This is a genomic window from Marinococcus halophilus (assembly GCF_900166605.1).
Classification (GTDB): Bacteria; Bacillota; Bacilli; order Bacillales; family Marinococcaceae; genus Marinococcus; species Marinococcus halophilus.
In genome coordinates this window covers 70987-82753 of the sequence record NZ_FVZD01000003.1, presented here as the reverse complement: position 1 = coordinate 82753, position 11767 = coordinate 70987, and the positions used below count along the sequence as shown (strand labels likewise).

Genomic DNA, 11767 nt, shown 5'->3' with positions numbered 1-11767 from the left:
AAACATACACGTATGCCTCTGAACAACTCCACTTCCCTCCGCTGCTTGTACGCAGATCAGGTTCCAAGGGTTTAAAAGGATCTTTTTTCTCAGCCGTCAGATGGCTCCCCTAGTGGAACAATATGTGATTAAACTTTCACTTATCTTAACATGCAGATATACATTGTCAATTTTCCTGGGACATTATAATATACTTTAAAAATCGCAGTATCTTATAAATAATTTCTTCAAATACTGCCTGATGAACCCTAAACACCCCAAGAACCTTATTACCCTTACCGTACCGTTAAATGGGGGTGAAAACCTACCAATAATATAAAGCCCTCATGGTGGAAAAACTCTCGAATCTCTCCGAAACTACCGATAAATAGTTAAAGCATTCGTCTTTTATGGAAGAACAATGGTTTCGCGCTTGATATTCGCTTTTTGTCGAAATAGCCCTTTGCTAGTTTTTCCCTTGCAGCACGACAAGCCTTAACAGTTTACTTTCAGCTCTAAACAGAAGAAAGAGGGAGCAGTTCCTTTGCAACAATAGAGCAGGAGACCAGCTATATGCTCATTGGGAATACATTTCAGCACTCCGAGTGAATGCGTTATCTTCGATTTCAAACCCGGCATCTTCAACCATTTGAAGGTCTTTTCTCCACGCCTGGCCCGGCGTAGTTAAATAATCTCCCAGGAAAATCGAATTCACGGCATATAACGCAAGCGGCTGCATGCTTTTTAAATTCTCTTCGCGCCCGCCGGCTGCCCGGATTTCTTTCGAAGGAAGAATCATTCGGGCAAGCGCTAAAATACGAAGACATTCTTCCGGCCGGAGTCCTGGCTGGTGTTCAAAAGCGGTACCCTCAATCGCATGAAGGAAATTCACCGGAACGGAATCAGCATCAATCTCTTTTAAGGCATACAATACATCGATAATATCCTCATGGCTTTCACCCATTCCGGCGATCAATCCGGAACAGGGGGACATGCCTGCCTGGATGGCTTCATTCACCGTTCCCGTCCGGTCTTCGTATGTATGCGTGGTAACAATGTTATCGTGAAAACGCTCCGAGGAGTTAACGTTATGGTTGTAACGATCCACGCCTGCTGCTTTCAGCCGCTCGCCCTGGCCTTCCTTTAAAATTCCCAGGCAGGCGCATACCTTTAACTGGCTCGTGGCTTTAATTTCTCCGACTGCCTCTTCCACAATCCGAAGCTCTTTTTCTGAGGGCCCGCGGCCACTTGCCACAATACAGTAGGTCCCAGCTCCGCGCTTTTCCGCCTCCCGAGCCCCTTGCACGATCTCTTCAGAAGGCATCATACGGTATTTGGAAATCACCGCTTTGGAATCCATCGACTGGGCGCAGTAGCCACAGTTTTCCGAGCAGAGCCCGGACTTTGTATTGATGATCATATTTAATTTTACCTGGTTCTGATAATAATGCGAGCGGAGCACGTAGGCCGCTTCCAGCTGTTCGAGCAGAAGTTCCCGCGGCTCTTTCAGAAAGGCAGCTGCTTCCTCCCGCGTTAGATGTTTTCCTTGTTGTATTTCTTTGGCCCGTTCAATCCAGAATGTTCCCATAGGTTATGCAGCTCCTTTTGATGAATTTGTTCCTCGTTCTGTTTTTCGCAAAATACGCAGAAGACGACGCGCCAACCAGGCAGTTCCAACAGCTAATAGAATATCCTTCGGCATCGGCGCGAGCATCCACAACCAGACGGTCGTATACGAAAAACCACCCGGTGCGGCAAACCACCATTCGTAGGCCATATACATCCAGTTCGTCCCTACTAGGTAGTTGAGCGCTGTGCCTATAAGCGCTGCTGCGCTAAAGGCTGCGAGTGAACGTTTTTGTTCGGACAGAACACCTACCACATAAGCTACCAGAACATAGGAAAGCAAAAAGCCAAATGTCGGTGAGATGATAGCATCAAGCCCCCCTGACCAACGGGCAAATACCGGCATCCCGGCGAGGCCAATTAGCATGTATAAAACCATGGCCAGCGGCGCATATTTTTTGCCAAGTAGCAGACCGGATAATAGACAAACCGCTGTTTGAAGCGTAATTGGTACCCCGCCGATCACAAAAATAGGAGCAATGGATGTGATATTCGCTCCAATCATCATCAGAGCCGCAAATAATGCGGCTAAGACAAAGCCGTGTAGTCGTGATTGAATCATAGACTCCCTCCTTTATCCATTAGTATATACAGGCGGCTCTGTATTGTAAACTAAATAATAAAAAAGGTTAACAATTATTTCAATAAAAAAGACTACTTATTGTATTAAAATAAAACGAAATAACTTCTGATCATATAGACGAACTTTTAGACAGAAAACACCCCGTTTTTGGCTATAAAAACGGGGTGTTCAGGGCATTGTCTAGAAGTTAAAACTTTAAGACATTGATTTTGTTAGAATCACAGATAAAAAATCTTTTATTTTTGACTATGTACAAGATGCCCATCCCCCAAGAAAGCTACCCTAGAAGGGGATGGACGTTATTTATAGAACGACAGAGGCATCCTCATGATCAATTTGCCCATTGTCTAAATAGATGACTCGATCACAGTAAGCAAACAAGCGGGTGTCATGAGTTACTATGATAGCCGCTTTATTCGATTCCTTGACCTGATGGCGAAGTGTTTGAACGACCTGTTCTCCACGTTCCCGGTCTAAACTAGCCGTTGGCTCATCGGCCAAAATTAAAGAAGGATCATTCATCCAGGCTCTTGCAATCGCGACACGCTGCTGTTCTCCGCCAGATAAGTGCCGGGGAAAGTGATGCTGCCGATGCTCGAGCCCAAGCATGTGAAGCAGTCGTTGGATGCGTTGATCCATGGTTTGCTTTGTCAGACCCGCAAGTTTGCCAACATAGCGAAGCTGGTCCGCCGTTTTTAAATAAGGTAACAAATGAGCTGATTGAAAGATAAATCCGATGTCCTGTAAACGAAGCTTCGTTTTTTCTTGAGAATTTAAGCGCAGAACGTCTGTCTGATTAATCGATAGCGCTCCTGACGTTGGCTGAAGCAAGGCTCCTGCCATGGAAAGCAAGGTGCTTTTGCCCGATCCGGACGGGCCGGTTAAAGCCACAAACTCCTGGGGGCGCAAAGCGATATCAATGTGTTGAACAATAGGCTGCTGATCGGCTTGAGCCTGAAATTCGATTTGTTCCATGGTTAATACATCATTCACGCCTGACCACCTCCAATAGCTTTCAACGGATCAATGCGAATCACCTTGACCAAGGATAATAGAGAACCCAACAACGCGACGAATAAGAAGAGCCCCGCCAACAATAGGACGGTTCCTAAAGACAAGGAGAAAGGGATCGCTGCCGGTAAAACGGCAGCCATTCCTGCCGTGACTGCTACACCGACAATGATACTGACGGTCGTGAGCAGCAGAACCTGTAGGATCAATGATATTCCTAATGTTTTAGAGGTTGCCCCAATAGCTTTTAAAATCCCAAACTGGGCCAGCTTTTGAATCGTCATAATGTAGTAAAAAGCCGCCAATACAATGGACGAAATGAGAAATAGAAAAACGATCATGGTCTGAAGCGACGTCTGCTCGGAAGTATAACCGGGAATGCCTTCAAAAGAAGCACGAATATTCATGACTTCAGCATTCTGCAGTTGATCATTCACTTGCTCCGGAAGTGCATGGTCTAAGATGACCGCACTGATCGGAAGCTCTCCTTGCTTCCAGGCAGAATCCCGAACGTGCAGCACCGGCGTATGGCTGTACCGCTGGTTTTCTGTAAATCCACTAATGGTTACTTCTGTACCGTCCGGCCGCTCCAGCGTATCACCTAGGCGGAGGCCGTCCTCTTTGGCGGAATGATCAATCACAGCTTCAGTATCATCGGCAGGAAGTTCGCCGTCGGTCACTGAAGGAGCCAGGTCGCTGCTTAAGTCCATATACATTTCGGCGACATCTACTTCCTTTCCATGACTTTGAGCCGTTCCTTGACGAAGACTCAATAAATGAGCTTCAGGTCTATCCTGTAATATCTCCAAATCATGGTCGGAAAGGGCCGAACGTGATAACTGCTTGTCGGCTTCAGCTTCGAGCACTATTTTCTCGGCTTGCTTATCCATGTATTGCATGCTGGAAGCATTGTCGGAGGCTAATCCCTGCGCCAGTCCTGAAATCGATAACACCAATACCGTTAATAAAAAGATGACCAATCCAATAAGGCTGAAACGTAATTTGGCATAGGTTAATTCACGCCAGGCTAAAAACATGATGAACTCCTTTCTTTTTCGCTTTCTGGTACTTATCGTAAACCAGAAAGATGAACGCAATATGAATTACGAATCGAAAGGAGTATATGGAAGAACCACGGTAAACGTAGCTCCTTGATCTTCCGTGCTCGACGCGCTGATGAATCCGTGGTGACGTTCCACAATTTTTTGGGCGATCGATAGGCCAAGACCGTTGCTTTCATACGATCGACTTCGAGCTTTATCGGCTCGGTAAAATCGTTCAAAGATAAATGGCAACACCTCAGGCGAAAGACCAGGCCCCTCATCTTGAATGGTCACAACCACGTCCGTTGAACGAGGCTCCAGCTGGATAAATATCGACCCTTCCATCGGCGAATGACGGATGGCATTTGCAAACAAATTCATCCAAACTTCATACAGAAGGACTTCATCCCCCTCAATGATCGTTGGAGGAACGTCGATATCGACAAAAATCTGTCTTTCCTGGCATTGATAAGCCATGGATTGAACCATGGTTTTTAACTGCTGATCGAGCGCATAGGGGGCAACCGCCAGTCGTTCTTCTTCCTTATCCAACGATGCCAGTATTAGCAGTTGCTTTCCCAGCGATGACAGTCGCCGGCTTTCCTGGTGAATAGTGCTCGCGTACATTTGTTGTTGCTCGAACGACAGCTGATCATTTTCCAACTCTGCCGCCATTCCTTGAATGGTGGTAAGAGGGGATTGAATCTCATGAGAAACATTAGCGACAAATTCCTGACGCATGTATTCTAGTTGTTCTAATTCTCGACTCATTTGCGAGAACTGTCGTGCTAGTTGACCAATTTCATCTTGGCGTTGAACCGGCACGGGCGGAGAAAAATCTCCTTTAGTAATACGTTTTGTAGCTTCCGTGAGCTTTACAAGCGGACGAACCAGATAGCGTGTACTGATGAGGACTAACAAAACGCTGATCCCAACCATCCCTCCAAATAGAAAGGCTAAAAAGTATCGGAATTCGCCCAATTGGTATTCGATATTCGGACGAAGAAACATCGCATACGTCTCGCCCTGAACCTCCACCGGCACACCAACGGTATTGGTCAGCTCATTATCAAAAAAGCCTGTAACCAACGGGCCAAACGGATGATTTTTGACGCCATGATACGTGTCACCGGCAAGGACGTTCTCGATGTTCTTGGGAGAAAGGGTGGACGAGCGAAACGATGATCCAAAAAAACGTCCTTCCTCCTCAGCAGAAGTAAATAAAGCAACTTGAAACCCTGTGTCGCCCACCTGTTCAAAATACGTTTGGGCATTGATGGACGGATGATTTTCATAAAACTGTTGAACCTGTTGAGCGGTCTGCGTGATACGTTCATCGTTCTCCGGCTTTAATTGATAATGATAGTACATATTGGTTCCGAGAAAGGCGATAAAAAAACTAACGGCCATGACGACGAGGGTCGTGAGCACGACCCGGGTATAAAGGGTCTTCATTCGATGACCTCGAGGCGATACCCAATGCCGCGAACCGTTTGAATATCAAAACCGGGATCCAACCGACGGAAACGCTCTCGCAATCGTTTGACATGGACATCGACGGTCCGTTCATCTCCTTCAAATGTGGAACCCCAAATATACTCTATTAATTCTTCCCGGGAATACGTTCTTTTGGGGTAGCTAGCTAACTGAACAAGCAACTCAAACTCTTTCAACGGTAGGAGCAAGGCTCGATGACCGATGCTGACCTCATACGTTTTGGTGTTAATGAGTGTCCGTCCCACCTGAATTCGTTCTTGGGCGACTTGCTGATATCGCCGTAAAACGGCACGAATGCGAAATAATAATTCTTTACTCTCAAATGGCTTTGTTATGTAGTCATCGGTGCCCGATGCGTATCCCTGTTCTTTATCTTCGATTTGATTTTTCGCCGTTAAGAGAATGACCGGGATATCATAATCCTGGCGAATGCTTGTCGTCAGTTCAAATCCGTCGGTGCCAGGCATCATCACATCAACAAGCGCAATATGGACATCATGTTCATTGAGAATCGCCCAGGCTCCCTCCGCATGACTGGCTTCGTAGACACGGTAATTTTCCCTTCGCAAATAATCACCGGTAAAAGCCAAAATGTTCGGATCGTCATCAACCAATAGAATAGTTAGGATGGCCAACACTTCCTTCCTGCACTTTTATAAAATGCTTGTTATATCTTTCAAAAGTAAATCATAGTACCAAAATAAAGTTCAATAACTAAATATAGTATAGCTGATATTTAATTAAACACATTATAACTACTAATGGTAAAAAATGTTCTTATGTGAATAAAAAGCCATAATTATTCTTGGCATTCACTCAGCCTAATAAACGTTTGGAAACATTCATAAATATATAGAGAGCGAAGTTTCGTTGTTTTATAAAATAATTTTAAAAAAAAATTGACAAAACCAATAATTTTTTAATAGGATAATATGTAACGGGTTACATAATCATTTGATGTAATCGAAAACATACATATACTATCTGATTTTAAATAACCTTATTAATGGAGACTAATAATTCTATGGCCACAATTAAAGAAGTAGCAAAAACAACAGGGGTATCGGTCGCGACAATTTCAAGAGTTTTAAATAATAATGGTTATGTTAGTGAAGAAACCAAAAATAAAGTAATTGAGGCTATCAAAGAGCTAGATTACAGGCCCAATGAAGTAGCAAGAAGTTTATATCATAAACAGTCGAAAACCATCAGTTTAATCCTGCCTGATATAACAAATCCCTTTTTTCCAGAGCTTGCTCGAGGCGTCGAGGATATAATGAATGATCATGGATATACAATCTTTCTTGGAAATTCTGACGAAAAAGCAAATAAAGAAGAAAGATATTTAGACATAATGGAGCAAAAGCACGTAGATGGCGCTATTTTAGCAACAAATACATTAGATAGTAATCATCTTAAAACTTTAAAAAAACCGGTTGTTATTATAGACAGATCAATTAATTCAGATTTTCCAACGGTCTGTTCTGAAAACTTTCATAGTTCACAGGACGCTGTTCGGCACTTAAAAGAAGTTGGCTGTAAAGTGATTGCTCATATTGAGGGTCCTGATCACATCACTAATTCAGTCCTTCGTAAAAACGGTTATATAGAGGTGGTCAAAAAAGAAAGCTGGTTTACTGACGAATACATTGTGAATGGGCACTATAATGATAAAGACGCTTATCAAGCAACTTTAACATTATTAAAAAACCATCCTGAAATCGATGGTATTTTTGCCGGGAATGATTTGATGGCCACAGGCGTATTAAAAGCAGCCAGAAATTTAGGTATCTCTATCCCGGAACAATTAGCAGTAATTGGATTTGATGGAATTAGAATGAGTGAAATTACATCTCCGGAGCTCACAACAATGGCGCAACCTATTTACAAAATGGGAGAAACAGCTGCATATATGCTAATTGACCTTATTGAACAGCGGCCATTAAGAGAGCGTTATTATAAATATCCTGTTCAATTAATCAAAAGGCAATCGACAAATGTTCAAAACCAATCGATAAATTAATTTTTAGAAATAAAAGTAATGAAAAGGATATTAAACATTTCAATATCACAAAAGTATAAAAATGCGCCAATATGTAACCGGTTACATATTGACTTACCCTCATAAAATTTTGTCGTTATTATTTTATTAAGCTAAGAATTTAAAGGAGAATATGGATGATGAATAAACCAAAAATTGTTGTTGTTGGAAGTATCAATATGGATCTAGTTACCGAGACATCTACATTTCCAAGTCTTGGCGAAACGCACGTTGGAAATAAGTTTATGATGCTCCCTGGCGGAAAAGGCGCTAATCAAGCAGTGGCATGCTCCAGGTTGGGAGCGGATGTAACGTTAATTGGATGTATTGGTGATGATGATTTAGGTAGCAGGATGCTTAAAAATCTTAAAAAGGAGAATGTGAACACTACCTATGTGGAGACAATGAATGGCATGAACACAGGTACTGCTTCTATTACCATTGAAGATGGAGAAAATCGAATTATTTATGTCCCTGGGGCAAATGAAGCTCTCACTCCAGAAAAATTAGAACAAGTGGAGTCCGTGATCCAGAAAGCGGACGTCTTATTATTACAACTTGAAACTCCACTCGAAACTGTTGCTGCAGCCACAACCATAGCCAAACGTTATAAAGTGCCTGTTATTTTAAACCCGGCTCCGGCCGTACAAATCCCTGAAAAATTAATTGAAGATATAGATTTTCTAACCCCAAATGAACACGAATTAGCCATTGCATTAGGTTACTCGGACAATGAACTTTTTGTTCAAAAAACTTTAGCAGAATATCCAGGGAAAATTATCATGACAAAGGGCAAGGAAGGAGCTTACTATACGAATTCAAGTGGAGTGCTTAAAAACCAACCAACCTTTCTTGCAGAAACGGTTGATACTACAGGTGCTGGTGATACCTTTAATGCGGGAATAGCAGTGATGGTAGGAGAAAGACAAGACCTTAATACAGCAGTACGATTTGCAACAGCTGCAGGCACACTTTCAGTTACAAAAAGCGGCGCTCAAGGAGGTATGCCTCATCGTGGAGTAGTCGATCATTGGTTAACCGAGAATTAGCTTAAGAAATTTGTTAGAAAAAAGATAAATGCAAGAAATTTCATTAATAACATTTCAAAAGTGGAGCGGGGGAAACTTATGAAAAATATTATTTTGGATGTCGATACAGGAATTGATGACGCGCTGGCCATTGCATATGCCATACACTCTCCAGAATTAAATATTCTAGGCATAACTACTAGCTTTGGAAATACTACGGTTTCAGAAGCGACAAAAAATACGCTGCAACTTCTGGATACTATAGGAGTAAAAATTCCAGTGATACCGGGAGTGAGCAAGAAATTTAATGGGGAGGACCCTCGTGAAAAAACCGTTACGATTCATGGGAACAATGGTATAGGCGAAGCTACCTTATCTCCAGCAGTTAGTAAACCCCACGAAATGCTTGCACATGACTTTATTATCTCTGCTATTCACCAACATCCAAACGATATAACGATTTTAACAACTGCAAGCCAAGTCAACTTAGCAGAGGCTGTCAAAAAAGACCCGAATATTATCCCCCTAGTCGATGAAGTTTTGGTCATGGGCGGCGCAATATCGGTCCCTGGTAATATCACCCCTTATGCTGAAGCAAATATTTATACCGATACTGAAGCAGCACAATTCACTTTTAGCTCTGGGCTGCCAATTACTCTTGTCGGATTAGATGTGACCACAAAAACGCTGCTCAAGAGAGATGTTTTAAAAAAATGGAAGAAAAAGAATTCTTCTTTGGCTCATGTATTAGCAGAAGCTTGTGAGTTTTATATGGACGCATATGCTAGGGTTGAGCCTGAACTTAATGGATGCGCCCTTCATGATCCATTGACAGTGGGCATAGCGATTGATTCTTCTTTTGTTCAAACTGCCCCTATGCATGTTGATGTTTTGATAGAAGGAAGCAAAGCAGGACAAACATTAGGAAAGAAAGCTTCGAAGAATACCAATATCAATGTTTGTCTTGACGTTGAATCTAACCGATTTGTAACACATTTTTTAAATCGCATAGTTTAGTTAGAAGTTTCACATAGTTTCTAAGCTTTAAAACAGCGTATCATCAGAGGGGAGGTCTCAGCCATGCCATCACTCGATCAAACCGACTGGGATATTCTACGAGTTCTGCAGCAAAATGCTAAGGCATCTTGTTCCACTATTGCGAAATTAATATATGTGAGTGAGGGAACCGTACGGACCCGAATGCGCAAATTGCTTGAGGCTAAAGTTTTTGATTTTATTATTTATACTGATCCTAAAAAAAATTGGTTTGGACGTTCAAGCTATTATTGGTATACACACTCAAACTGATCAACAACGGCACGTTGCCTTTCAATTACAAGCATTTGAGGCTGTTCGCTTTGTCGGCTCTTTTTCTGGCACCCATGACCTTATCATTCAAGTTTATTTTCCCACCAAGGAGGGTTTAGTTTCTTTTATCAATACCGATTTAGCTGCCACTGAAGGCGTTATAGACGTAGAAGTAAATGTTGAATTAAAGCAATATAAAGATACTTTCTCGTATTAAATATGTAAACGAAAAACAGTAGTCCTATATAGAAAAACACCTTAGACTCTGCCAACTACCACCCGGGAAAAGCTAATGGCACTCTCCCAAGATGACCTCAGCTATTACGAAAACATGGACGTAAATGGCTTTATTAACAAAGGGTGCAGTGATGGACGCCTATGTAAATGCTGATAGGAAGACTAGACGAGGACCGTACGACGTGGTACCACTGATTGATGGCTTCTAGAAGCAGTTCAACAGCAGACTAAACAGGGTAGGGGCGCCATAAGAGCGGAGAGAAGAATTTTGCGTCTCACACCTGCGGTCACTTGAACATTCAGAAAAAGTTCCTTACACATTTCTAAATCGACAATTAGCGATGAAGAGACACAGTTCTCCTCATTGTAGTGGGTACAAGCGCCATAATTTTTGCGTTCGCTAGCAATTTAAGTAACTGGCACCAGTATCACGGAGCTAAATAAGAGTGGCTGCGAGGCCAAAAGGATCGCTATTTTACCGATGTGGATGCCTGCAACGTGAGCATAAAAGAAATAAGAACCAAGGTATCCCTGTCAAGCTCATCTGACCGAACAATGTAGGAGGTACTTGTTGATTTCATCCAAGTTTGTTTTGGCCTACTCACAATTGTTCTAACATATAGAAGTTAAGCCATGTTTTTAATTCAAAAATTAGAGTATAAAGTTTGAATATCTAAATTAACTTAGCGCTTTTTCAATTTTATTATCTCAAAATACGAAGACTACTTATTATATTGAGATAAAAACCAATAACTTCCGATAATACATCTTATGTTAACTATAATTTTCAAGCCTAGCAATGAGTCGATAAATTGCTCTCTCCCATTTGAACGGATAGCTTAACAATAGCTATTTATCCCACAGTAACGAAAAGTAGCATGCGGAATAAAAATAATGTCGCTACTAACAACGATTATAATCATACATTGGAAAATTCTAGTTACAGAGCCACAATAAAAAACTCATGAAGACTAATGAATAATAACATTCCAAATAATAAACCATTATTCAACTTCTCATACAGCAATCTGTTCATGTTAAGTTTCATTGACTAACTTTTATTAATATTACGTTTACTAAAACTTAAACGTTTCAGTAAACGTAATATTATCACTCAATAAATAACTCATTTACAAACTGCACTCTTCACTTTAGGTAATGGAAAAGAAATTTTCGCTCTTTTGATAGAAATTTACATCAAGTTAAATAATTCATTTACGTATAATACATGGGTTTTTCATAAACCTCAACAATTACTTGAGAACGATAATTTATGATAGCCGGCGATTTTCTATGTTTATTCGACTGCTTGCTCGTTAAAATAAAAATTTTTCTTTTTTATATTGTGCCAATAAAGCCATATCAATTATAAAACCTGGCAAAAATAGCAATTATATATTTTGCAACGTTTTTC

11 protein-coding genes and 1 riboswitch are annotated in these 11767 nt (G+C 41.5%); of the genes, 5 read left to right on the top strand and 6 right to left on the bottom strand.

Annotation, left to right across the window (positions count from 1 at the left end; translation table 11 throughout):
* Positions 1 to 16 precede the first annotated feature (16 nt).
* Positions 17 to 121, bottom strand: a riboswitch (TPP riboswitch).
* 435 nt (positions 122 to 556) lie between these two features.
* The 6 genes from bioB to B5066_RS00570 all read right to left on the bottom strand — a co-directional run bounded on the left by bioB (position 557) and on the right by B5066_RS00570 (position 6368).
* Complete coding sequence (gene bioB / locus B5066_RS00595) at positions 557 to 1567, bottom strand: biotin synthase BioB (protein ID WP_079474026.1); 1011 nt, start codon at positions 1565 to 1567, stop codon at positions 557 to 559.
* A 3-nt stretch (positions 1568 to 1570) separates the two neighbouring features.
* Complete coding sequence (locus B5066_RS00590; protein ID WP_079474025.1) at positions 1571 to 2167, bottom strand: biotin transporter BioY; 597 nt, start codon at positions 2165 to 2167, stop codon at positions 1571 to 1573.
* Between the two features lie 324 nt (positions 2168 to 2491).
* The gene (locus B5066_RS00585) at positions 2492 to 3181 is read right to left on the bottom strand and encodes an ABC transporter ATP-binding protein (protein WP_244897312.1); all 690 of its coding nucleotides are present in this window, start codon (positions 3179 to 3181) and stop codon (positions 2492 to 2494) included.
* Positions 3178 to 4236, bottom strand: coding sequence for an ABC transporter permease (locus tag B5066_RS00580; RefSeq protein ID WP_079474024.1), 1059 nt, complete (start codon positions 4234 to 4236; stop codon positions 3178 to 3180). Before B5066_RS00580 ends, B5066_RS00585 begins: the two co-directional genes overlap by 4 nt.
* Positions 4237 to 4302: 66 nt before the next feature.
* Positions 4303 to 5697, bottom strand: a complete 1395-nt coding sequence (locus B5066_RS00575) for a sensor histidine kinase (protein WP_079474023.1) — start codon at positions 5695 to 5697, stop codon at positions 4303 to 4305.
* On the bottom strand, positions 5694 to 6368 hold the full coding sequence (locus tag B5066_RS00570; protein WP_079474133.1) for a response regulator transcription factor: 675 nt from the start codon (positions 6366 to 6368) through the stop codon (positions 5694 to 5696). The genes B5066_RS00575 and B5066_RS00570 overlap by 4 nt, the downstream gene beginning before the upstream one ends.
* A 395-nt stretch (positions 6369 to 6763) precedes the next feature.
* On the opposite strand from B5066_RS00570, the gene B5066_RS00565 reads away from it, so the two are divergent.
* The 5 genes from B5066_RS00565 (at position 6764) to B5066_RS00550 (ending at position 10333) form a co-directional block, all read left to right on the top strand.
* The gene (locus B5066_RS00565) at positions 6764 to 7762 is read left to right on the top strand and encodes a LacI family DNA-binding transcriptional regulator (protein ID WP_079474022.1); all 999 of its coding nucleotides are present in this window, start codon (positions 6764 to 6766) and stop codon (positions 7760 to 7762) included.
* Positions 7763 to 7920: 158 nt separating this feature from the next.
* Entirely contained in the window at positions 7921 to 8829 is a 909-nt protein-coding gene (gene rbsK, locus B5066_RS00560) for a ribokinase (RefSeq protein ID WP_079474132.1), read from the top strand.
* 78 nt (positions 8830 to 8907) lie between these two features.
* Complete coding sequence (locus B5066_RS00555) at positions 8908 to 9825, top strand: nucleoside hydrolase (protein ID WP_079474021.1); 918 nt, start codon at positions 8908 to 8910, stop codon at positions 9823 to 9825.
* 63 nt (positions 9826 to 9888) lie between these two features.
* Positions 9889 to 10116, top strand: a complete 228-nt coding sequence (locus B5066_RS16915; RefSeq protein ID WP_244897311.1) for an Lrp/AsnC family transcriptional regulator — start codon at positions 9889 to 9891, stop codon at positions 10114 to 10116.
* A complete protein-coding gene (locus tag B5066_RS00550; protein ID WP_244897310.1) occupies positions 10037 to 10333 on the top strand; it encodes an Lrp/AsnC ligand binding domain-containing protein in 297 nt (98 codons plus the stop codon). The genes B5066_RS16915 and B5066_RS00550 overlap by 80 nt, the downstream gene beginning before the upstream one ends.
* Positions 10334 to 11767: the final 1434 nt, after the last annotated feature.